Origin of the sequence: Proteiniphilum sp. UBA1028 (genome assembly GCF_002316955.1) — a bacterium.
In the GTDB taxonomy this organism is placed as follows: domain Bacteria; phylum Bacteroidota; class Bacteroidia; order Bacteroidales; family Dysgonomonadaceae; genus Proteiniphilum.
The window spans coordinates 10,137-35,244 of the sequence record NZ_DCEN01000077.1 but is presented as its reverse complement, the minus strand read 5'-3'; the positions used below and the strand labels follow the sequence as shown (position 1 = coordinate 35,244).

The window sequence follows — 25,108 nt, the reverse complement described above, 5'->3', positions numbered from 1 at the left end:
GGTAATAATATATATTTTCTCATAATCTATTTCTATGTTTTACAATTTAAAATTTTAAGTCAACCCCGAGTGAAATTACCTTAACTTGTGGATAATAAGCCCCTCCCCCTAAGGACACACCTTCGGTTGATCCGGCTGAATAATTAATTTCCGGGTCATATCCTTCCCAGAAATTAGTGACTGTGAAAAGGTTTTGTGCATTTACGTAAACGTACAAACTGTTTAAACCAACTCTGTTTAATAATTTTTCGGGGACATCATAACCAAACTGAAGATTTTTCAATCGTAAATAAGCCGCACTTTTCATCCAATAATCTGAGTTTTGTGTATTATTTGTAGATGTGATAGAAGGTCTTGGAAATGCAGCATCTCTATTATCTTCAGTCCAATAATCAAGCTGCCAGGTTTTTATTGCACTTGAATTGATTCCTGGAATTACATAGTGCGAATTCAGGTAGCCATCCACTTTACCTACACCCTGTAAAAATGCATTTATCCTAAATCCTTTCCAACCCAAATCGAGATTTAGTCCATATGTGTAACGAGGTATTGTATTACCTATGATGGTTTTATCATCGTCATTAATCTTCCCATCCGGTATAGGATTATTATTATCATCAAATCCGCCTGCAATATCCTTATATTTAATGTCACCGGGCCTCAAGGTACCAAACTGAACAGGTCCTTCGTCAATCTCTTTCTGAGATTGGTATAATCCGTCTGAGATATAACCATAGATTGAATTAATCGGAGATCCCTCCTGTTGACGTAGAAGAGTACCGGATGTCTGTCCCACCATATCTGTAATTTTATTTTTGACATCCGATAGATTAAAGTCTACTCCAAGTTTTAAATCACTCCACTGATTTCTATAACCTACTCCAATATCCCATCCGGTATTACGCACTTTTGCAGCATTCTGAAACGGAGCATTGAGACCTGTTAACTGAGAGGTATATAAGGTTAATAAAATTCCATCCGTATTTTTACGATACCAATCGCCGGTAAATGTAAAATGATTAAACATATTTATATCGACACCTACACCTGTCATTTGAGTTTCCTCCCATTTCAGATTAGGGTTTGCCATATCATTCAATGTGACTATTTGATATATTTGCTCATTCATTGAAATACTTCCTACAGCCAGTTGTGATATATACGGATAATAAGTATCTCCGATATTTTGATTGCCCAACTTCCCCCATGATGCACGCAATTTTATTTGATCTATATAATCTCGGGTATTTTCCATAAAGGGCTCTTCGGATATTCTCCATGCTGCAGAAAAAGAGGGGAAAGTAGCCCAACGATTATCCGGGCTAAAACGAGAAGAACCATCATATCTTAAATTAGCCTCAAACAAATAACGATCCATATAACTATAGTTTAAACGGCTAAATGCCGAGATTAATGCCCATTGATCACGAGTACCGTCATTATGTTTTGTTTCATTGTTGGCGCCTGCACGAATGACCTCGTAGTCATCATAGGTATAATCACGTCTATAGGCCATTAAATATTTCTCATCGTATGTTTCTCTCGAGGTACCAACCATCAGATTAAAGGCATGATCATTCCAGTTTTTTGAAACATTGGTAAACAGTTGGTAATTCCCAAGGAAATAGTTTTTATTTGACTCTGTCAAATCTGTATATGTATACGCTGCACCTGCTTCCGAGCCATCATCATTATAAGTCATAACACTTTTTGAAAATTCATGCAGACTTCTGATCATGTATCTTGGAGCAAGAACACCTGTTACGGATAACCAGTCTGTAGGCTTGAGATCAACAGAAAGGTTACCATATAGCTCCAGATTATTGGTTGTCCTGTTTCCCCCATTTTCAATCAAACCGATAGGGTTTATTTTCACCCATCCTTCAGACCATCTACCATTTCTTCTAATCGGAATATTGGTCGGCATACGCCCCAGATAATTCCAAACATCATTTTCATTTGCAATCTGTAAACGATCGCTATATGCCAAGGACATGTCCATTTTTACAGTAAGCTTCTCATGAGGCCTTATATCCATATTGTTACGAAAAACATACCGCTCATAATTGGTGTTATTTATAATACCATCCTGACTGCTGTAACTAAATGAGGGCATTACCGAAAGCTTTCCTGAGTTGACCATCATGGAAACAAAATGATTGTGTGTAAAACCGGAGCCGCTTAAAATGGCCTTCTGCCAATCGTAGTTTGATGGATCTTGTTTATGTAAACTTCTGAATTCTGTTATTTCCTCGTCACTGTACAAATTGTAACCGTTATCATTCATGTTTGCCACATTAAAAAAGTTCATGAATGTTTCACCATCTGTCACTTCAGGAATATCGGTCGGCTTCTGAACACCCATATATCCCTTGTAATTAATTGAAAAAATATCTTTTGATGCACGTTTAGTCGTCACGAGAATAACGCCATTAGCGGCACGTGAACCATAAATTGCGGCTGATGCAGCATCCTTTAATATTGAGATGGATTCAATCAGGTTCGCATCAATCATATCTATCGATGCATGTGCAATACCATCAATTAAAATAAGAGGCGAACTATCGGAACCTCCAAAAGAATTTATACCCCTAATCCTAATTTGGCCTCCATCTGCACCAGGAGACCCGGTTTGAGTTGTTACAGTCACACCAGGTGCAACCCCTTGTAAAGTGGCAGAGGTAGAAACAATTGGCCTGCGTTCTAAGCGATCTGAGCCGATAGAGGAAACTGACCCTGTAAGATTGACCTTCCTTTGAGAACCATATCCTACTGCCACAACTTCATCTAGTCCGATGGCATCTTCTACCATTACAATGTTAATGACACTCCTGCCACTTAATGCCACTTCCTGAGTTTGCATTCCAACAAAAGAGAAGACCAATGTTGCACTTCGCGGAACATTAGAAAGTGAGAAATTACCATCTAAATCAGAAACGGTACCTGCAGTTGTACCTTTTTGAACAATTGTAACGCCGGGTAGGGGTTCTCCACTCGAATCCTCTACTTTCCCCGATACAGGCTGAAGCTGGTCAATCTCAACAATATTATTGGATGAGTAAGCAACAATTGTTGAAAAAAGTAAAAATAAGCCCAGTAGTATTAGTTTCAATGTAATTTTACTTACATCTATATCTCTTGAACGAGGATACAGAATAGCCAATTCATTCATAATTGTATAATTTAATTTTAAATAAAGAAGTTATCTATTTCAATCGAGTAAAGTTTAACAGGTAAATCAGTTTCAATACTATCATGATGATTTTGTATAACTACCCAGGGAAATAATAACCAAACACTCTTTTATAATTATGGGCAAAGGAACACTTATTTTATTACGAAACGATTGCGAAAAAAATAAGAATTTGTTACTTAACATTCCTTAAAAAAGGCTCCAGACAACGGTTTCACATTTGACTTGTAGAAAAAATCAACGCATTAACTAACGAAAAACCGGTAGACACGAAAAATGCCTACCGGTCATGATTAACCGTTTACTATCAGTACCGTTTTGTACGTACCTATTTTACAGGGAAGATCAGCGATTCACCTTCTTCACAAAAACAGGATTACTGTAAAACCAGAGATCCTCAAATGCCTCTGCCGCATCATTGGTTTCAAAGGGATCAAGAATGGGATTACCAACCTCATCGATTTGGGTGTCTTTAGCACCAAAAGCATGATGCGTACCTCTCAAACGAAAATAGGCATCGGCATCCACATTTACGGTGTATATAATTTCTTTAAACCCGTTACCAAGATCTTTCCAATACTGCGTTTTGATACCATTTGCATCGACATGCTCCTGACTGCCAAAACGGGCAATGACTTTCGTAGTGTAAACTTCATCCTGTTTGTACCGCGGATCACCCTGATCTATCTTTCCGGTAACTTTACCCGCAATGAGATCAATATGGTCAAGCTCTGGATTAGTGAAGTCCGAGTAGGTATTGAAATTGGCCGTTTCAGGATCTCTCACGACAATATGAATCGTTACCTTATTGTCGCTCGTCTCGAATGTTTCTCCCATTGTGGCGGTGCCGACCTTGAAGCTTAACGAGTCAATCAGGTCGCCTGTCACAATGTAGGCATTCCCGGAACGCAATCCGTCGACTACACCCTGGGCTGTTTTCTCCTTCACCATAATTTTCGTCTTCTGATATTCTCCAGGATAAAAATCAGAACTCTCTCCGTGGAAATCAGAATTGGCGAACAACCAGAATCTACGTCCTTCACTCAATAAAGCATCCCAGACACCACCTACTTTGGCTGCAAAAATACCTGTTCCACCCCATGTAGCGCCATCGTTTTTACTCTCACCCGTAGCGCCATACGAGCGTGAGCTATAGCCTCCTCTGTTTTTACTTTTCTGATGACCCGGCTGGCTGTCGAACCCAAAGAAAACATCCGGTCCGATGTCGTTCATATCGCGCAGATCTTCGATCTTAAAACTACCTGAACGTTCTACATGTGTGGGAACGATCCAGGCAGATTTCGGATAATTCTGCTGTACCCATGCGATGGCTTCCCGTGTCTTCGCTGTTCCTTCTTTTTTGGATTTTACCCATCCGTGGGGTTCAGAAATATCTTTGTCGCTGTTATCGAATTTATATTCGAACTCGGCAATTGCATTTGCATTGGAATTTTCCGAATCAAACTGTTTATCGATGATGGTAAAGTTCACGTGGTTATGTCCCGGCGCATTCCATTCCAATCCCTGAATGATAATCTTTTCGGGCAGCACCTCCCGATACAATTGCGTATCTTTGAACGAAAAATCACGCAGTACCTGCCATCTCCACATATCGTTTCGATTCTCGGGATCTCTGGTACCTTCCAGTGTGATTCCCTCCACATCACTGAATTTCACCGTGGTTCCCAAATCTTTCCCAGAGACAGTTGCCCAGCGCGATGAACGGCCCCCGTGCTCACTGTTTGCCCACCAGTCCAACCCGTACTGGGCGTTCTTTCTCATCATGAACCCGAAGCTGTAGCTCCCGTCGGTGTAAGTAGTATGCTGGTGAAAATCACCTGCCAGGTAACTGCCCTGTCCTTCTGAGTTAAATATACACACCGCAAACAGCGTTGCGGTTACCAATATTTGTTTTTTGAATAAATGTTTCATATTTGTTCATTTTAATTTTGTACTGATTGTAAAGTAATGCTCATTCTTATCAGGTACAATTTTTGTATCAAGTAGAAGTTTATCTTGTGTAGTATTGAATGTAAAAACCTGAATTTGATCCTTCTCCGGTATAAACCGATACAATCTTATCGCTCCTCCTTCTGTCGCACTATAATCACTTAGCAAAGCGTGCACAACATTCCCTTTTTCACCAATATATTTGCTGTGAATTGCATTCGAACGACTTTGATCACCGGAAATAATCATCCTGATATTTTCATGTTTCTTAAAACATTTATTCCATAATTGCTCCGCTGAATTTCCTTTATCTCCATAAGTTTTATGCCAGCGCATAATTCCTTTTGGCGCATCAAAATAATCAACATCCTGAATCGGCCTGTCACGGGGTCCTAAAAACATGTGCGTGGTGACAATGGCAAACCTCTCCTGATGTTCATCCAATACCTGATTTGCCCAGTCGATCACGTTATCAGGGGCATTGCACGCAATGTGCATGATAATAATATCTACACCGTTTGAAGACAGCAACTGATAGCTATTGGTGTTGTTATTAATTTCCCCACCGTACCAGTCGAACGATTGAAATCGTGCAGCAGGGAAGTAGTCTTGATATAAATCGGTATTTCCGTTCGAAGTCATATCATGATTACCGGGAGAAATCCCGTAAGGTATTTCCCCGTGAAACCGGTTGAGATAAGTTTTTGCCACATTCCATTGATCGGTATTGTTCATATCAACCACGTCTCCGGCATGACTTACAAAAATGATGTTCTGCTTATCCACATTTTTCGTAATCCAGCCTGTTTGTGAGTCGAAGACCCTGTTTTTCACCTCATCCTTGCTTTCAGGATCATGTTTCGTTCCCTTTCCCGAATAGGATTGGGTATCGGCCATCACGGCAATGGTGAATGTATTGTCGGGAGCCTCGTCAAGTGTTGGGAGCTCAGCCTGTGCACACACCGAAACGGGCAGACATAAAGACAAGACACACCAGAAAAGAATGGTTGTTTTTATTTTTCTCATATTAACTGCGAGTTTTTACAGAGATAGTGCCTCGAAGCATTTCTCCCCAATAAATTTTAAACGTATACTCATTATTTTTTGACAAGCCATCAATCAATCTTTCACCTAAATTGACTTCCGATGAAGTGAGATTAACAGTTTGTTCCAGAGCGCTGCCCAAAAAGACTTCAATTCTCGTGACCTCTTTTTCCGGGTTCCATTTAAGTAAAATGGAATTTTGGGTTATCTGACCATTGCTGATTCCATAAAAGACATTTTCCGTCCCCGTCACAAAGGTCACCTCTTGAAATTCGGAATCCTTCACAGCCGCATCTTTACTAACAGCCTTTATTCTGGCTGAATATCGTGTATTACTCCATAAATCATCAACCCGTAAATTATTTGTGCCGCTTACCTCAAAACTTTTTTTCTCATTACTAAAAGACAAACTATCTTTACTTAATTCCAGCATGAATGTGGCGTTTTTTATGGGAATCCATTTGAATTCAACTTTATTTCCATTAATATTGACCTCCAACAATGGAGGACGGAATAACCGGTCTGTGGTCTCTTCGACTTCATTGAAAATTGTTTCATCGTTGCACGAAATTAATATTCCGGTAAAACAAAGAGTCAATAAACAATATATTAATATGTTATGTTTCATAATTATTCTTTTTAATAATTTTAGAAATTAAACTATTGAGGTATCTGATCATTTGTAAGCACACCGTTACTTGCCGTTATGATATTATTGGCGATTGGATACAGATAATTATTCTTCTGAACATCAAGTCCATTCGCAACAATTGCTAAATCCTCCTGCAACCTTCTTTTATTGCTCGAAGACATCAGTGGCAACCATGCTGAACGGGTATACCCCTCAATAGAAGTTGCCGGGAGTCTGTAATCGGGATTCAATATCTCTATTTGTTCTTCATCTATATGTCTCCAAAATATGTAATCCGGAACAATAGTTGCATAACTCGCATCATCATTAACGAGTTTCATACATTCTTCTCTCATCTCGTTAATTTTTGATCCCAACAAATTCCACCTGATCAAATCGTTTTTACGAACCAGTTCTCCTCCTCCAAACTCCCACGCTCTTTCATCAACGATTGCATTAAAAAAACTTTCTTTATCTGAAGAAATTGATTCAATGTATGCATCGACCTTCTCATCCCACAGTTCTTGTGGAAAAGCTCGCTTCCGCACCATGGCAAGCGCCTCTTTAGCATCCTTCGTAGGGCCGTTTATTTCATTTTCGGCTTCGGCAAATATAAGTACAACATCTGTGTAACGCATGATGGGAAAATTGAGCCCCGAATTCCTGTTGGAAGCTAAATCTCCTCCCATAAGTGGATTCATCCATGATTTTCTCCATTTATTAGGTGTAAAGGCCCTGCCATTATTTGAAATCAGTCGTTGCTGACTTGGGTATTTGCTGTCGGCATAATTGTACAACCCAACTGATACATCTCTACGCTTATCGTTTCTGTCAAATGAGTAATAATAGGTAGGCGGAACACTCACCGAGCCTCCCCCGCCACCTCCATATTTTGTATCGCCGCTCCAAAAGGCCATTCCCACCCGTGAAGCAAAAATACTTGCATCTGTTCTCCCCAACGCTATTTCAAATAATATCTCTCCATAGGTCAGGTCCATCGAATATGTGTGGATCGTTCGGAATATATTTTCAAAATCCGGATTGAGCTGATGTTGTCCCGATTCAATCAGCTCTTTACTCTCCTGACGTGCGATCTCGTAGTATTCTCCAGATTTGGCTCCTCTTTTTGTTTCGAGTGTTCCGTTTCTAAGCGAATAACCGGCATATGCCATCGCCATTCTGGCTCTTAATCCTTTCACAAATCCTTTGTTCACTCTTTCAACTGTTCTGGTTTCACTCAACCAGGGCACATATTGCTCTACATTTTTCAAGTCTTCTATCAGATACTCATATATTTCGTCGCGATCAGTTTTGGGAAGATTATAATCATCGCCAGCTTGTGTAGATTTTATGGAAAAAGGAACATCACCCCAGGTATGAATCAGTTCATAATAAGCCAATGCTCGTAAGGTTACCGCTTCACCGTATAAACGGTGCGCTTCTTTAGAATCTGCTCCTTCCCAAATGGGACTTAGTGGTAAATTGTCAATGCATAAATTTGCCCTTTCAATTGCAAAATAGAGTGCATTCCACATCTCCTCCAGCTTTTTAGAGCCAGGAGTTCCGGCATAATGAGCCAACTGGTTTTTTGCACCCTCATTTGCAGAAAAGGTGAACTCAATATCACTATCTATTTTTGTAAATGGATAATAATATCCATAAGAATCACCGGTCGTAAACGTTTGGTAGATACCAAAGACTGCTTTTGAGGCAAAATCTACATTCGAAAATGTGGATTCTTCCGTAAAAACGGATTTTGAATCCGCGTCCAACCAATCCTGACATGAATTTAATCCCAATAAAGTCAGGAAAATACTTACAGAATAAATTATTTTTTTCATTATAGCTATATTTAAAATTCAAGATTAATCCCCATATTAAAACTCCTGCTCCTGGGATAAGCATTCCAGTCTATACCGGGTGTAAGAGGCGTTGCGCGTCTTGTATCCACTTCCGGGTCGTATCCTGTATAGCTTGTCCACAGCCAAAGGTTATAACCTGTGAAATAGACTCTCAGGGACTCAATTCCTATATTTGCCAACAACGGCTTTGGTAAAGTATAGCCTAAAGTGAGATTATTCAATCTAAGAAACGAGCCATCTTCAATTACCCATGAATGCAATGCGGCATGTGTCATCGCTGTTGACCAGAGTGTCGCATGCTGATTCATCTCCGCCAGTTTTACTGGATCACTCACTTCAAGACCAGTCAGTTTGTCAATATATGTAAATCTATGATCAGAGTTTGCAATATCTAAGATATTTTTGTAATTATATCCGGTTGCATACATATGGAAATACAATTTGTTGGCGTTGTATATATCATTTCCGTATACCCAGTTAAAAAATGCTGACAAGTCAAAACCTCTGAACTGGGAAGTAAAACTAAATCCACCGGAATTCTTTGGATTTGTATTTCCTATAACCACTTTATCATTCGCAGCATCTACCACAAAATCACCATTCTGATCTTTCAATTTCAATGCACCCGGCCAAAATCTTCTGGGCATGGTGAGCGAACTGTTATCTGACACTCCTTCCTTTAGCGTGTACTTTCCATTGTCATAGGTAAAGTCATCAAACGTATACATACCCTCTGTCTCGAAACCGTAAATGACACCAACCTGGCCTCCTTCTTCGATCAAATATTCACCCGAAGGTCCGCTGTTACTGGTAAACCAATCCGTATTCTGTTCCCAGCGTTTGGTGTCACCCAGTTTATCTATTCTGTTCTTATTTACTCCAATATTAAAGGAAGAGAATAATTTAAAATCTTTCGTATCTACAATGTAACCGTTTAAAGTCAGTTCAATACCGCGATTAGATGTTTGTCCAATATTTTGCCATTGCCGGGAATAACCGGTATTTGAAGGAATACTTGCCGATAATAGCAAATCCTTCGTCGTATTTAAGTAGGCCTCAATTGTACCATTTAATCGTTGATTAAACATCGTAAAGTCCAATCCCATATTCCGGGTTATGGTGGTCTCCCATTTCAAATGAGGGTTCGACAATACACTGCCGGGTTTGAAGTAGGCGGTAGGTGCTGATCCCTCCCCATCACCGTCTATATAAAGGCCCCCTGCATCTACTGTGTATATTTTTTTCCATGCGTTATCGGGGATTCTGTTATTCCCGGATGCTCCGTAACTCAATCTTAATTTCAGATCATCCAGCCATTTTTCTGTCGGACTCATAAAATCTTCGCTGGACATACGCCAGGCAAATGCAGCGGAAGGGAAAGAAGCCCATCTGTTTTCAGGCGCAAATTTGCTCGAGCCATCCATTCTATAAGAAGCTGAAAACAAATAGCGATCCTTCATATCGTAATTTACTCGTCCAAAATATGAAGATAATTTTGAAGCGGGGCTGTCGAATGTGTCAGTAGGATCCGGTATTCCCAAACTCATCATAGCCAATGCTCCTTCCGGATCAATTGTTTTTGGAAAAAACTTTGAGGTATTAAAAACTGATTCGTATTTCTCGTAATTCAACTCCTGACCAACCATCAAAACCATATTATGCTCTGGCAATATATTATCTTTATTGTATGTCAATATATTTGCCACTCTGTAACTATTGGAATTCCTATTATCTATTGATGCATAGGGCAGTCTACCGTACCTGAAAGCATTTGAAGTATTGACTCCGTAGAATCTTTTATCTGTATATGTGCCGTATTGTGTACCGTATTCAAAGCGATATAAAAGATCAGAGGTGAAATTAATATTGGCAGCTCCATTAAAATTAAATTTCAAATCTTTTCTACGACGATAATCGTCCAGTATTTGTTTTACAGGATCAAGAATATTGCTGGAAATAACTTCATAATCGTTGTCATCCAAATCAGTATCTATATAATTTACCACTCCATTTACAGGTCTGAATTGTACAGCGTGTGAAAGTCTTGTATTACTTGATGTCCCTGCACCTTTTAAATAATAATCGGATAACCTGACATTTAAATCTAATTTCAACCAGTCTTTCACTTGATGAGACGTGTTGAGATTGAAATTCATTCTGGTATATGCTGAACCAATCATGATCTCTTTTTCATCACGTCTGTTTAAACTGATATTGTATTGATTTGCCTTATTTCCCCCGCTGAGAGTAAGATTGTTTGAGAAACTTGTTCCGTTTCTGCCAAATACTTCGTCCTGCCAATTGGTACCCTCCATCTGTTTATAAAGATCGTAATCTCTGAAATCACCATAATATTTACGGAATGTATCATTATTCCCCTGCAACTCGTACTGCCAATATACATACTCGTATGGATTAAGCACATCGAGTGTTTTTGTAATATTCTTTACTCCGTAATAACTGTTAAAACTGACTTTAACCTTGCCTTCCGCTCCTCTTTTTGTGGTAATCAACACAACACCATTCGCACCTCGTGCACCATAAATTGCCGATGATGAAGCATCCTTAAGAATATCAATTGATGCTATATCAGTTGTGGGTATGTCATTCATGTTATCCACCGGAAAACCGTCTACTACGTACAAAGGAGAATTATCCTGGGTGATCGACCCCCCTCCTCTGATTCTAATTTTCACTTCTGCATTAGGATCACCCTCTGTTTTAGATACCTGAACACCGGCTAACCTGCCCGTCAGTGACTCTGCTGTAGAAGCAACAGGTAAATCTCTTAATAAAGTTCCGCTTAAAGAGGAGACAGAGCCAGTTAAATCTCGCTTTTTAACAGAACCGTACCCGATAACCACGACCTCATCCAGGAGTTCTGTATCTTCAGAAAGAGTTATACTCAATCTACTCCTCCCATCCCACACGACTTCCTGTTCGGTAAAACCGATATAGGTGAAAACAATGGTAGAATTTGGCGTTACATGAAAAGAAAAGTTTCCATCCACATCTGTGACGGTCCCGTTAGAAGTTCCTTTCTGCACCACATTTACACCGATTAAAGGTGCATGCTGCGCATCTACGACAGTTCCACGCACTTCTCTGGTCTGCTCAATCTGTTTGGACTGGGGTAATACTTCTTTTTTTACTTTGACGACCAAATAACGGTTGTTGCTTTTCTTTTCGTACGTATACTCCGTGTTTTCCAACGATTTATGCAACCATTCTTCCATATTGTTGGTTGTAGGAGTTAAAGCCGGTGTTCTTTTATTTTCCAACTCCGACATATTATAAGAGACCGATTGTCCCGTTTCCTTTCCCAATTCATTCATTCGTTCCATCCTGTCTGCCAGTGATTCAGCCGGGAAATTTCCGTAATGTTGCATTTCAGCATAGACATTCGATATGTTGATCCACATAAATATATATATGCTCAACATGCTTCTTAAAATTAAACTAAAACGATAAATCATACATTTTCTAATTAAATAATTTCACCGAGTTGTTTGTTATTGTATACTGTATATCATATAACTTACAGATATCTTCAAGCACTTCCTGCAGGGGTATATCCCTCGAGAAGGATGCATGGATCCGGTCTTGCCGATTGGTTATGCCTTCAAAATCCACATTGATGTCAAACACTTGTTTTAACCGGAAAGCTACTTCCTTGATGCCTGCGTTTTCCAAAATTATAAGCCCTGTCTGCCAGGCTGAATTTTTTTTTGCATCCGTTCTGTCGGAGAAAATTTGACCATCTTTATAGCTGTAGGTAACTTTGTTGTCGGGATCAATTACAATGGTATTCTGCTTGTTATCCGTAACCTGTACCCTTCCTGTATTGACCGAAATAATCTGTTCTTCCAGGTCTTTATAGGCTCTGATGTTGAACGAGGTCCCCACCACCCTGGTAGTCAACCCATTGGGGGTATGTATAATAAAAGGTCGGTTGACATTTTTGATTACTTCAAAGAAGGCCTCACCTTCATCCAGCCAGATTTCACGCTGATGTGCATTGAATTTCCCTTCGTACATGGAGATGGAGGTTCCCAGGTTCATAAAGATCTTCGATCCATCGGGTAAAGTGATCTTTTTCATTCTGTCCTGTGTGGTAAACTGTCTGGATATTCGCATTTCTGTTGTCAGCATCCCTTCATCCCTGTTGTTTTTCTTAGAGAAAGAGAAATTAAGCACTACTACAAACAAAACCATGGCAGCTGCCACAAGACCTCCAAAAGCGAGTAAAGCATTTCGTGTTGTCGCTGAAGACTGCTTGTTTCGTAGTAGCACAAACTCACTCCAGGCCTGTTTGCTGAATACCTCTGCCTCTTCATCCGAAATAATATCGGTGTGTGCAGAAGCTTTTTTATCGTACCAAAGTTCAACGATACGTTTTTCTGTCGTCGTTGTTTTCCCGCGTACATAGTCTGAGAATAGCTTTTTAAGCCTGTTCATATATGAATAAAGTTGATTATTGGCAGGAACTCATCGATTGTTCCTACTCTTATAGCAGTGGTTTTTTTAGAAACATCCCTGCTTTATTTTGTTAATGAAATTTAAACTTTATGCTTAAAAAAACGTAACGAAAACGTAACTGAATTGAGGTCGTTTCGTAACATTCATTGCTTTACTTTGTGTTATTCAACAAGGGAAAATCGACAATGATTGTAGGGTTAGATACTTCAAAAAACATCTCCGATATGGAGGCATTGCAAAATAAATCACAGTTTCGGCTCATCTTCCAACGATACGCGGGAGATCTGTACAAGACTGCGACACATTATGTGAACAGGGACGATGCAAAAGATATTGTGCAGGATTTAATGATTGAGACATGGAATAAAAGAGATACGCTTACGGGGAATGCAGCGGGCAGCATCAAAAGTTATCTTTTCATCCGTTTGAAATTCAGAATACTCGATTTCTTCAGCCAAAAACCGGAACATATTCTCTGGGAAGAGGCATTGCCTGAATTGGTGCAACTTTCCATGAGCAACGTTTTTGATAAAACGATTTTGAAAGAGCTGGAACAGATTATCTCTGATTCGATGCGGGAGATGAAACCATCAGAATTAGAGGTCTTCCGGCTGCGTTGGGAGCAACAGCTATCTGTACAGGATACCGCCCAGACTTTGGGTATTTCGTCCAAATCGGTCATTAACCGTTTTTCTTCCGCATTGAAGATCGTGCGTGAAAATGTAATTGAATATTATAACGATGAATCCCTGGCAGACACAACAATTCCTTTCTTCGCAACTCCCCTGTAGTGACAGCAATAAAGATGACGGGCAATCTTTAACTTTTCCTTATCATCTGTAAACTAGCCTGGTGCGATATCTTACTCATTCCCCGACAATAAAAAGAGAATAATAAACGGGACCATAGCATTTCTGAGAAGAAAACCACAAAAAAACGGGCGTCGAAAAAAAACGACACCCGCTCTTACGTAAATCTTTGTCAATCTCAAAGGATGACGCTTAAATCTTCGGAAGTAAAATTCATTGCTTTGATTACTCCGTTTTCGTCGATCAAGTAATTCCGGAACCCGCGGTTCAGTCTAAAATCTTTGTACAGTCCTGATTCGGGTCCGTTTACTTCACAAAATTGTGAAATAGTGTCGAGATTATCCATTGCCAGTGTTCTTTCTACAACATGAATATTTTGATCGAATGAGATAGAAAGAAACACAACATCCGCATTTGTCATTTTTAAAAAATTATGCAGACGCACGTTGGTCGCTCTGGATCGGGCATCATAAGAGGCCCAGAAATTAACCACGACTTTTTTGCCTTTGTAATCACTCAGGTTGCAAGAATCACCCTTTATATCCGTCAAAACAATATCGGGTAATCTTTCTCCGGGGTAGTATCCGATGGAAGGAACCGCATCCTTCACAGAACCTGATGATAATGCAAGTGAAAACATTGCGATAAGGCAAAAGTTCACGTACTTCATATAAAAAAATTTTGGTTATTACTCGGACTTGGCCGATGCTTCACGCAGGATGCCAAATCCCTTAACTTTTAAGACTTTTCGCTAAAAGCCTTTTGTAGAAGTCTGCAAAATTACGTCACTTTTTTGAATATGACTCATTTTTGCACGAAAACTTTCTTACCAAATGTTAATATTCGCATTCTCCATATCCCAAACAGCTGATAATCATTGCAAAACAGAAAAGAACGATTCGATCGCTTCGATAGAACTATCTTTTAAAATCACTTTTTTGTCTTTATCCAGCAGATAAAGTGTGGGTATCGCTTTAATATCATAGAGCCTCTTTAGGTTGATTTCCATTCCTTTATCGTATGCATGTACCCATTTCGCCGGCAAATGCGGCAAATGGGAATACCACTCGCTCAGATCATTATCCGGATAGAGAGTAAGCACGGTGAGCATCGTCCGGGAGGAGTTGTTCAGTGCCAGCGCAGCGTTCAATGGCTTTGAGGCGTTGAGTTGCTCCATTACAGCTTCACAGGTGGGGCATCCCGGATTGGAAAACATCAGCAGAGTGTATTCACTTTTCAGCTCATAAAGCGAGAACGTTAACCCGGAATCGAGTGTATAATGAAAATCGTTGGCTTTTTGCCCGATACGGTTCTTCAATGCCATGTCGAGCTGAAACGCATAATGCGAAACATCTTCCTCAACCAGCAGGGGCGATTGCACCAGTTGCTGAAGTATGGGAAGATAAAACTCCTCGTTACGATATGGGGAATTGGGATCATAAAAGTATTTATCGAATAAGGAGGCAAAATAACGGTAAAAAATGGTGTCAGCCTCTGCCTTACCTAGCGTGTAAAGAAGCGATTTATCGGTCTCTTCTTTTGAAAAATAAGGCAATATATTGATATAATCCACAAAAGCCTGTTCGGTGATATCGGGACGCTCAATCAGTTTTCGGTTACTGAAATCGAAGCGGTCCCAAAAGTGCAACGACAAATATCTGGCACGGTCATCGGGAGTGACAAGTGCATCCGGTATCACAGGCAAAACAAACGTATCGGGAACGATGGTCTGTGATACTACAGCAACGTCGGCACGCACTTCAGTTTGCGTCTTCTTGCTCGACGAACAGGAGATCGTGATCAGCAAAGCTGCACCGACAAGCGATATAACGAGAATGAAATCCTTCATAATGGCCCCTTTGTTCCAATTTGGCGTAAAGATAATAAAATCCCGATATTTTTCGTACATTTGTAGTTTACGTTTTGTCCGATTCAGTCATGGATAATTTTATTGTTTCTGCAAGAAAATACAGGCCTTCCACCTTTCGTTCCGTCGTGGGACAGGAAGCGCTCACCACCACATTAAAAAACGCCATCGCGGGCAACAAGCTGGCACATGCCTATCTGTTCAGCGGTCCCCGCGGCGTGGGAAAGACCACCTGTGCCCGAATTTTTGCCAAAACAATCAACTGCCTGGACCCAACGAACGATTTCGAAGCGTGCAACGCATGCGAATCGTGCAAAGCCTTTAACGAACAACGATCGTACAATATTCATGAGTTGGATGCTGCATCCAACAACAGTGTCGACGACATCCGCAGTCTGATAGATCAGGTGCGAGTGCCGCCACAAATCGGGAAGTATAAGGTGTACATCATTGACGAGGTTCACATGTTATCCCAGTCCGCCTTCAATTCCTTCCTGAAAACGCTGGAGGAACCTCCCTCCCACGCGATTTTTATCCTCGCAACCACAGAGAAGCACAAGATCATTCCCACTATTTTATCGCGATGCCAGGTGTACGATTTCAACCGCATCCACGTTGGCGATATCGTAGAACATCTGCAGTATGTGGCAAAAGAGGAGGGGGTACAAACCGAACCGGAAGCACTCAACATCATCGCCCAGAAAGCGGATGGCGGAATGCGCGACGCTCTCTCCATCTTCGATCAAACAGTCAGCTACACGGGAGGCAACATCACTTACCAGGCAGTAATTGAGAACCTGAACGTGCTGGATTATGAATATTATTTTAAGCTTTCTGAGACCATCCTGGCGGGAGATGTGGTGAATTGCCTGCTCATTCTGAATGACATTCTCAACAGAGGGTTCGAAGGACAACATATCGTCAGCGGCATCTCTTCTCACTTTCGCGACTTGCTGGTGTGCAAAGATCCGGCCACGGCACAGCTTTTTCAAGTAGGGGCTTCTATTCGGGAAAGATATATCGAGATGGCACAACAGTGCAGCAATGTTTTTCTGTATCGGGCCATAGATCTGGCCAACGACTGCGATCTTAACTATCGCCTCAGCAAGAACAAACGCTTATTGATGGAACTGATGCTGATCAAGTTATGCCAGATCACAGAGGTCTCCACTGCAGGGAAGGAGGAAAAAAAAACGACTATTGAACCGATAACGACTTCAAAGAGAGGTGATGAAAAGTGTGAAACGGTAGCTACGGACCCAAAAGCAACAAACGACACGCAGCAATCAGGCAATACGCCCAGCCTGCAGGAACAAGATGTAAAGCAGCACAGGGAAAGCGATAAGCAACCACCGGTATCCAAAAAAGTGAACCACGACTCTGGAATTCACTCCGAAAAAGGCAATGAAAAACCATCAGCCCCCAAAAGAAGAAACGTCTCCATGGCAGGCATGGGGGTGTCGCTAGCCTCAATCAACCAGACCCAAAAAGAGGAAGCCAGCACGATCAGGGAGGAAGTTCTGCAAAATGGCACCAACCTGTTCACGGAGAAAGAGCTTATTTCTGCCTGGCAAGAATATGCCAGGTCGCTGAAAGAAGAGGTACTTCTCAAAAATACCATGTCGCTCTACCTGCCCAGGATGCTGAGCGATGTATTGTTTGAGGTGGAAGTGAATACGGAGCTAAACAAACAATATCTCACCGACAATAGCATGTCTATCCTCACTCATCTCAGAGAAACTTTGCAGAACGGAGAGATCACCATGACCATCCGGATTGCGGAAGATAATGCGATTAAAAAACCGCTTACTTCACGGGAAATATTCGACGAGATGGTTCAACAGAATCCGGCTCTGCAAAAACTATCCGATGAATTCGGACTAGAGCTAAGTTAGTCTGCTCCGATGAAATTTTGGCTAGTCGTCTTCCTGTTCCTTCTCAACTTTGGCTGCAGCGGGCCCAATAAAAAGCCCCGACAAGCTGTCGTTTTACCCATAGATAGCTATGTGGAGAAACCTGTAAAACAGGACACACTGATCGACGCGAGCTACACCTTCGAGGAAGCCACAGCCGGAAGCGGGGCACCACAAAAAATTATTGACAGCCTGAATCTGCTGGATGTGACCTATTTCTCCACCGATGGGAGAATACACCGGGGGCAGGTCCTGTCTAACAAGCAGATATCAGGCGACATAGCAACACTCTTCCGGTTTATGTTCGAGACAGGGTTTGTGATCGAGAAAGCCATACCCATAGTGCATTACGATTGGAACGACAGCCTCTCGATGGACGACAACAACACTTACAGCTTCTGCTACCGCAACATCTCCTACTCCAAACATGCTACCGGCATGGCCATCGACATCAATCCCAGATTCAATCCGGTACGATGGAAAAAAACAGGCCGCCCCAATCAACCCGAAAGGGCGGTGTCAGACACCACCGTAAACGGAACATTGTATCCCGGACACCCTGTCGTGAAAAAGTTCACCGACAAAGGGTTCCGTTGGGGACACACATTTTCGAAGTATTACGACGATCATCATTTTGAAAAAAAATGAACACTACCGGGCGCCATATCACTAGCGGAAATGGCAGCCAATCTCATTCCTTCCTCTAATCGGATTTAACGTATAGCCGCCACCGGGTGCCTGCTACAGGTCGACCCATTCTCCCGCTTTGACCATAAACCTGCAAATATAGAGATTTTGGATTATTCGATAATTTTTTTATCCTGCCCAGCTACTCCTGTCCAGATTCCGGTAGTTAATGGCTTCCGCCAGGTGGGCCGGTTTTATCTGTTCACTCCCCTCCAGATCAGCCACAGTGCGTGACATTTTAAGAATGCGGTCATAAGCACGGGCAGAGAGGTTGAGGCGTTCCATGGCTGCCTTCAACAGAGTCAACCCGGCGTTGTCGGGAGAAACATATTTATGCAACATCTTACCGGTCATCTGAGCATTACAATAGACGCCCCGCGCTCCGCAGAAACGGCGCATTTGAATCTCTCTGGCCCTGATTACGCGCCCACGTATTTCGTCGCTGTGCTCTGCGGATGTCCGCTCTGATATTTTTTCGAAAGGAACAGGAGTAATCTCGATGTGCATATCGATCCGGTCGAGCAAAGGGCCCGATATTTTATTAAGATATCGGTTTACAGCACCGGGAGGACAAACACATTCTTTCCCGGGATGGTTGTGAAAGCCACAGGGACAGGGATTCATGGCAGCCACAAGCATGAAGCTTGCCGGATAATCCACACTGAAACGGGCACGGGAAATGGTGATTTTACGATCTTCCAGCGGCTGGCGCATTACCTCGAGCACATTCCGGTTAAACTCAGGCAACTCGTCGAGGAAGAGTATGCCATTATGAGCCAGGCTGATCTCTCCCGGCTGAGGGTAGGTGCCACCACCTACCATCGCCACATTGGAGATGGTGTGATGTGGGGCACGAAAGGGCCTTTGAATCATGAGCGACTTGTGCAGGCCGGTGCGTCCTGCCACGCTGTGAATCCTGGTCGTCTCCAGCGCTTCTTCCAAAGAAAAAGGAGGAAGAATGGTCGGTAGTCTTTTGGCCATCATCGACTTGCCCGATCCGGGAGCACCAACCATAATAACATTATGACCACCCGCAGCCGCAACCTCCAGGGCGCGTTTCACGCTTTCCTGTCCTTTCACATCAGAGAAGTCGAGGTCAAATGCATTGCGACCCTCCCGGAACTCTTTTTCCACATCTACGACAGTAGGCTCCGGAATGTGCTGTCCATTAAAGAAATCGACTACATCGCGTATATTATCCACTCCATATACAGCCAATCCATCCACTACAGCTGCTTCTTTAGCGTTGGCAGTGGGAACGACAAGCCCCCTGAAACCATTCTCCTTTGCCATCATGGCAATAGACAAAGCTCCCCGGAGCGGAAGAATACTCCCGTCGAGCGACAGCTCTCCCATCATCACATATTCGTTGAGCTTGTCGGGGCTGACAGCCCCGGATGCCGACAGAATACCGATGGCAAGGGGTAAATCGTAGGCCGATCCCTCTTTACGGATATCGGCGGGCGACATATTGATGACAATCTGATGACGGGGAAACTTCAGTCCGTTCATCTCCAGAGCTGAAACAATTCTTTCGTGGCTTTCTTTTACGGAAGTGTCGGGGAGGCCGACCAGCAGGAAGCGGATCCCCCTGGAAACATTCACCTCAATGGTAATGAGCGTAGCATTGATACCCTGTACAGCCGCTCCAAACAGTTTGACCAGCATGTAGCATAAATATTTTTATATGATGTTGTTACTTTTCGGCTGTGCTGGTGACTGCTGTCTTCACATTCTGTGCGGGAAGATTGCGTACTTTGATAGTTTGGCCCGGAGAAACAAGCAAATTAAAAGGAACGAACTGCACATTGAATGTCTCCACGATGTCTGACCCCCAGCTCTGTTTCTCGGGGATTACAGTCCAGGGTATTGAATCATTCTCGACATACTCAATGGGATAGATGTCGGAATCGATATAGATGGTTAAAAATGCCACACTGTCTTTATCCATAGCAGCATATTCATTTTTCAGCAGCTCAACCGTTTCGCGAGATTCGATGCCCACTGTAGAGATGAACGACAACAGCAGATATTTGCCGTTAAAATTATAGGAGTAGATCTCCGCACCGTCCTTGTCGGTCAGCTTAAAATAGGGGACCGGCGCTCCTTCGGCTGATCGCTTCATCTTCTCTGAATAAGATTGCAACCGTGCGGCAAGCTGTGTTTTGGTAACGTCTCCCTCCAAATAACCAAGTACTCTCTCCAACCCCTGGGAATTGTCGCTGTCCATAAAAAAATTACCAATCAGTATCAGGCTTGATAATTTACCGGGATGTTCCTTGATGTAATCTTCGGCTTTGAGTGTCAGTTCATGATTTAACACATTCAGTTTGGCCATCTCTTCACGATGGGCCAGCGTGTTGTTAACCACACTATCCGCTTCTTTTTCTCTCAGCAAATTTTCAAGCAGTTGTCCTCGCTGGGTAAGCAATTCTAAATTACTGATTTTAAAGGAAGTAATATCATCGTTTATCTCGTTCCCGTTTACTTTGATCAGATCGGGCAACCGGGCATCGCCTTCAATGGTGATTTTCTCTCCATTATTGGCAAACACGACTGCGGCACTTTCATAATTATTCAGATGAAAGGATATGGTTGTCAGCGTATCCAGATTGTTTTTGTAGACAAAACGGCCTCTGCTGTCCACTCTGATGGTGTCAATGGCAAGGGTGTCGCCCGACAGATAGGAAGCAACGATATAAGGATATTCCAAATTGGTAATTTTTCCTTTTATAGACGTGCCATCCCCGCCATCACAGGCAACAGCAACCAATAAAATAAAAAAACAAAACCATATTTTAATCCACCTGACCATAGACTACTCAATTTTCCCAATTTCTGTCTTTTTGGTTTAATATTCTTTTTTTATTAGACAAAGTATACCCAAAACGACATATCAGTACAAAGATAGGCTGTATTTTTTAAATATTCAAAGATTTTCACATTTATTTAGCTGTTTTTTCTTTTTTGCAGTTTATACCTGCTGCAGATCAAAAAATGGAAGAAAATAGTTAGTTTTGTACACTTAATTAAAAACGTGTCTTATGCCTTTCTCCATCGTAATTCCCCTATATAACCGTCCCGAAGAAATAGACGAGCTGCTTGCCAGCCTCTGCAATCAGACCTGCAAGGAGTTTGAAGTAATTATCGTGGAGGATGGATCTACACGCAAAAGCGATGTTGTTGCGGAGAAATATCGTGACCAGCTTGACATCACCTATTTCGATAAAGCCAATTCCGGTCCCGGCCTCTCCAGAAATGCAGGAGCCGCCAGGGCAAAATACGATTACCTCATTTTTTTCGATTCCGATTGCATCATCCCTTCCCATTACGTGGAAACGGTCTCACGCTCGCTTAGCGAAAACTTTGTGGATGCTTACGGAGGGCCCGATGCAGCTCTACCATCCTTTACCACGGTACAAAAAGCAATTAACTACACCATGACTTCTTTTTTTACCACAGGGGGCATCAGGGGAAAGGTACAATCGATGGACAAGTTCCACCCACGCAGTTTCAACCTTGGCGTCTCCAGGGATGCATTCAACACCGTTGGGGGCTATGGTGCCATGCGCTTTGGCGAAGACATCGATTTCAGTCTCCGGCTGCTGAAAGCAGGTTTTCGGACGGCGCTTATTTCCGATGCATACGTATATCACAAAAGGAGATCTACCTTCAAGCAGTTTTTCAAGCAGGTACACAACTCAGGCATTGCCCGCATCAACCTGCATCTGGCCCATCCGGGATCGCTGAAGATGGTACACACGCTACCTGCTCTTTTCGTGGCATTCATGACCACTATGTTCCTTCTTTCTCCGCTACGTCCCGCCATCCTGATTATCCCCGCCATATACAGCCTCACCATCTTTGCAGACTCACTGAGATTGCACAAATCACCCAAAGTGGCATGCTACAGCATAGTGGCTGCCTGGATACAAATGTTGGGATATGGGACCGGCTTCCTGTCAGCGTCATGGCATCGTCTCATCCGTAAGCAGGGCGAATTTCGGGCGTTCGACAAAAAATTTTACGATTAAATCTTCTCTCCATAAGCCAGGTCGCCCGCATCTCCGATGCCAGGCACGATATAGGCCGATTCATTTAATCCCGGGTCGATTGCTGCTGCCCAGATTGTGGTTTTTTCAGCGGGAAAGTTTGTCATGCAGTAGTCAATAGCCTGTCTGCTTGCAATGATGGTGGCAATATGGATGTGCGAGGGAGTTCCCTTCGTGAGCAGCGCCCTGTATGTCAGCTCCATGCTGCTGCCGGTAGCGAGCATCGGATCTGCTATGATCAGCGTCTTTCCATCAATGGAGGGCGAAGCAATATATTCTATGTGGATATCGAAAGATTGATGTCCGGTTTCTTTGTATTTCCTGTATGCGGAGACAAAAGCGTTCTCCGCTCCGTCGAAGTAGTTGAGTATCCCGTGATGGAAAGGAAGCCCAGCACGGAGTATGGTGGCAATGACAATATCCTCGTCAGGTACATTCACTTCCGTCACATCGAGCGGAGTTGTTATTTCCAGGCTTCTGTATTTTAGCTCTTTGCTGATTTCATATGCCATGATCTCCCCGATTCGTTCAATATTTCTGCGAAAACGAAGCCGGTCACCCTGAATGTTGATGTCTCTTATTTCACGGATAAAAGAACTAAGCAGCGAATTATTTTCCGAAAAATTATATACTTTCATTCAATATTATTCAATCATTTTCCGGAAAGCAAAGGTACTATTTTTCCCCTTTTGTCTGAACATTTCCGCCGGTTTTTTGTTGAAAGAAAGGTTTTTTGCGGAAAACGCACTTAATTAAAGAAATTTTTCTTTAATTCCTTTTCAGTTTGAAGGAATTTGTTTATTTTTGTACGACTGTTTTAGGACTTATCACAAAGCGAGTTTTATACAATCATAATAATAAACCCAAAATTTAGTAAGATGGCAAATTTAGATTTAAGCAAGTATGGCATTGTGGGCGATTTCGAAATCGTGCACAATCCTTCCTACGAGACTCTTTTCCAGGACGAAATGAATCCTGCCAACGAGGGATTCGAGAGGGCCAAATTAACCAAAACCGGCGCTACAGCAGTCTACACCGGAAAGTTTACCGGCCGTTCGCCCAAAGACAAGTACTTTGTGAAAGATGACGTCACCAAAGATACACTTTGGTGGGACGGGACCATCAATCGTCCCTGCTCCAAAGAAGCGTTCGACTACTGCAAAGGACGTGTTACCGAGCAGCTTTCCAAGTCAAATAAATTATACGTGGTGGATACCTTCTGCGGCACCAACGAAGATACCCGCATGAAAGTTCGCTTCATCATGGAAGTAGCATGGCAGGCACATTTTGTGACCAACATGTTTATCCGTCCCTCACACTATGAATTGACCCATTATGGTGAACCCGATTTCGTATGCTTAAACGGTTCTAAAACGACCAACGATAAGTGGCAGGAATTTGGCTTAAACTCCGAGAACTTCACCCTGTTCAACCTGACCGAGAAAATGCAGGTGATTGGTGGTACATGGTACGGCGGTGAAATGAAAAAAGGTATCTTCTCGCTGATGAACTACTATCTGCCGCTGCGCGGAATAGCTTCCATGCACTGCTCTGCCAACGTGGGTAAAGAGGGTGACGTGGCCATCTTCTTCGGCTTGTCCGGTACCGGCAAGACCACGCTCTCTGCCGATCCGAAACGCTTCCTGATTGGTGACGACGAACACGGCTGGGACGACAACGGCGTCTTCAACTATGAAGGCGGATGCTATGCAAAAGTGATCAACCTTTCGGAAGAAAACGAACCGGACATCTGGAGAGCTATCCGTCGCGATGCATTGCTGGAAAACGTGACCGTGGATGACGAAGGAAACATTGACTACAGCGATGGTTCCACCACCGAAAATACCCGTGTATCCTATCCTATCCACCACATCAGCAAGATCGTGCTTCCTTCACGCGCAGGACATGCCAAAAAGATCATCTATCTTTCTGCCGATGCTTTCGGTGTATTGCCTCCCGTTTCTATTCTGGACTCAAACCAGGCACAGTATCACTTCCTCTGCGGATTTACCTCCAAACTGGCAGGCACCGAACGAGGAATCACTGAACCACAGCCATCTTTCTCTCCCGCTTTCGGTGAAGCATTCCTGACTGTGCACCCCACCATTTATGCACAACGTCTGGCTGAGAAAATGGAACAACACGATGCAAAGGCATACCTGGTAAATACAGGATGGAACGGAACCGGAAAACGTATTTCCCTGAAAGATACCCGTGCCATCATCGATGCCATCATCGACGGATCAATCGAAAAAGCCGAAACATTCCATGTTCCTGTCATGAACCTCACTGCTCCTGTGAAGCTGAACGGCGTTTCAGACATTCTGGATCCCCGAAGCACCTATGCCGATAAGAGCGAGTGGGAAGCCAAAGCCAAAAAGCTGGCAGGCATGTATATCGAAAATTTCAAACAATATTGCGATAACGACGCAGCTATTGCGCTGATCCCCTCTGGACCGCAGTTAGACTAAGCAGATATTTCGATATTCAACAAGCAAAAAGGCCGTCTCATAATATAACATGAGATGGCCTTTTTTGTCTTACTTTTTAAACCTGGAATCGACTTCTTCTGCTTTTCGAAAGAAGCCGCCAATAACTACGCAAGTTTTCAATCTGTTCAA

At 42.6% G+C, this 25,108-nt stretch carries 17 protein-coding genes; 5 read left to right on the top strand and 12 right to left on the bottom strand.

What is annotated here, in order from left to right; genetic code table 11:
• Window positions 1-46: 46 nt before the first annotated feature.
• The 7 genes from B3Z75_RS13165 to B3Z75_RS13135 all read right to left on the bottom strand — a co-directional run bounded on the left by B3Z75_RS13165 (window position 47) and on the right by B3Z75_RS13135 (window position 13,138).
• On the bottom strand, window positions 47-3,172 hold the full coding sequence (locus B3Z75_RS13165; protein WP_294072601.1) for a SusC/RagA family TonB-linked outer membrane protein: 3,126 nt from the start codon (window positions 3,170-3,172) through the stop codon (window positions 47-49).
• A 366-nt stretch (window positions 3,173-3,538) separates the two neighbouring features.
• The gene (locus B3Z75_RS13160; RefSeq protein ID WP_294072598.1) at window positions 3,539-5,125 is read right to left on the bottom strand and encodes a hypothetical protein; all 1,587 of its coding nucleotides are present in this window, start codon (window positions 5,123-5,125) and stop codon (window positions 3,539-3,541) included.
• 6 nt (window positions 5,126-5,131) lie between these two features.
• On the bottom strand, window positions 5,132-6,169 hold the full coding sequence (locus tag B3Z75_RS13155) for a metallophosphoesterase (protein WP_294072595.1): 1,038 nt from the start codon (window positions 6,167-6,169) through the stop codon (window positions 5,132-5,134).
• A gap of 1 nt (window position 6,170) precedes the next feature.
• Window positions 6,171-6,815 (bottom strand): hypothetical protein, encoded by a 645-nt coding sequence (locus B3Z75_RS13150; RefSeq protein ID WP_294072593.1) that lies wholly within the window; start codon window positions 6,813-6,815, stop codon window positions 6,171-6,173.
• A gap of 32 nt (window positions 6,816-6,847) precedes the next feature.
• Window positions 6,848-8,659, bottom strand: a complete 1,812-nt coding sequence (locus B3Z75_RS13145) for a RagB/SusD family nutrient uptake outer membrane protein (protein WP_294072590.1) — start codon at window positions 8,657-8,659, stop codon at window positions 6,848-6,850.
• An 11-nt stretch (window positions 8,660-8,670) separates the two neighbouring features.
• The gene (locus B3Z75_RS13140) at window positions 8,671-12,156 is read right to left on the bottom strand and encodes a SusC/RagA family TonB-linked outer membrane protein (RefSeq protein WP_294072587.1); all 3,486 of its coding nucleotides are present in this window, start codon (window positions 12,154-12,156) and stop codon (window positions 8,671-8,673) included.
• 7 nt (window positions 12,157-12,163) lie between these two features.
• On the bottom strand, window positions 12,164-13,138 hold the full coding sequence (locus B3Z75_RS13135; RefSeq protein WP_294072584.1) for a FecR family protein: 975 nt from the start codon (window positions 13,136-13,138) through the stop codon (window positions 12,164-12,166).
• Window positions 13,139-13,344: 206 nt separating this feature from the next.
• Here B3Z75_RS13135 and B3Z75_RS13130 point away from each other — a divergent pair, with 206 nt between their 5' ends.
• Complete coding sequence (locus tag B3Z75_RS13130) at window positions 13,345-13,950, top strand: sigma-70 family RNA polymerase sigma factor (RefSeq protein ID WP_294072582.1); 606 nt, start codon at window positions 13,345-13,347, stop codon at window positions 13,948-13,950.
• 196 nt (window positions 13,951-14,146) lie between these two features.
• On the opposite strand, the gene B3Z75_RS13125 is transcribed toward B3Z75_RS13130, so the two are convergent.
• Complete coding sequence (locus tag B3Z75_RS13125) at window positions 14,147-14,638, bottom strand: TlpA family protein disulfide reductase (protein WP_294072579.1); 492 nt, start codon at window positions 14,636-14,638, stop codon at window positions 14,147-14,149.
• Between the two features lie 204 nt (window positions 14,639-14,842).
• Entirely contained in the window at window positions 14,843-15,817 is a 975-nt protein-coding gene (locus B3Z75_RS13120) for a DUF5106 domain-containing protein (RefSeq protein ID WP_294072576.1), read from the bottom strand.
• Window positions 15,818-15,906: 89 nt separating this feature from the next.
• Between B3Z75_RS13120 and B3Z75_RS13115 the strand changes: the two genes are divergently transcribed.
• Complete coding sequence (locus tag B3Z75_RS13115) at window positions 15,907-17,730, top strand: DNA polymerase III subunit gamma/tau (protein ID WP_294072573.1); 1,824 nt, start codon at window positions 15,907-15,909, stop codon at window positions 17,728-17,730.
• Between the two features lie 9 nt (window positions 17,731-17,739).
• Window positions 17,740-18,396 (top strand): M15 family metallopeptidase, encoded by a 657-nt coding sequence (locus B3Z75_RS13110; RefSeq protein WP_294072570.1) that lies wholly within the window; start codon window positions 17,740-17,742, stop codon window positions 18,394-18,396.
• Window positions 18,397-18,564: 168 nt separating this feature from the next.
• On the opposite strand, the gene B3Z75_RS13105 is transcribed toward B3Z75_RS13110, so the two are convergent.
• Together B3Z75_RS13105 and B3Z75_RS13100 are read right to left on the bottom strand one after the other, a co-directional pair.
• Window positions 18,565-20,103: a YifB family Mg chelatase-like AAA ATPase gene (locus B3Z75_RS13105; RefSeq protein WP_294072567.1), complete on the bottom strand. Its 1,539-nt coding sequence runs from the start codon at window positions 20,101-20,103 to the stop codon at window positions 18,565-18,567.
• Window positions 20,104-20,131: 28 nt separating this feature from the next.
• A complete protein-coding gene (locus B3Z75_RS13100) occupies window positions 20,132-21,250 on the bottom strand; it encodes a DUF4369 domain-containing protein (RefSeq protein ID WP_294072564.1) in 1,119 nt (372 codons plus the stop codon).
• 229 nt (window positions 21,251-21,479) lie between these two features.
• Here B3Z75_RS13100 and B3Z75_RS13095 point away from each other — a divergent pair, with 229 nt between their 5' ends.
• Entirely contained in the window at window positions 21,480-22,469 is a 990-nt protein-coding gene (locus tag B3Z75_RS13095; RefSeq protein WP_294072561.1) for a glycosyltransferase, read from the top strand.
• Here the strand turns inward: B3Z75_RS13095 and upp are convergent.
• Entirely contained in the window at window positions 22,466-23,125 is a 660-nt protein-coding gene (gene upp, locus B3Z75_RS13090; RefSeq protein ID WP_294072558.1) for a uracil phosphoribosyltransferase, read from the bottom strand. The two genes, B3Z75_RS13095 and upp, sit on opposite strands and share 4 nt — an antisense overlap.
• Before the next feature lie 240 nt (window positions 23,126-23,365).
• On the opposite strand from upp, the gene pckA reads away from it, so the two are divergent.
• On the top strand, window positions 23,366-24,958 hold the full coding sequence (gene pckA, locus B3Z75_RS13085; RefSeq protein WP_294072556.1) for a phosphoenolpyruvate carboxykinase (ATP): 1,593 nt from the start codon (window positions 23,366-23,368) through the stop codon (window positions 24,956-24,958).
• Window positions 24,959-25,108 lie beyond the last annotated feature (150 nt).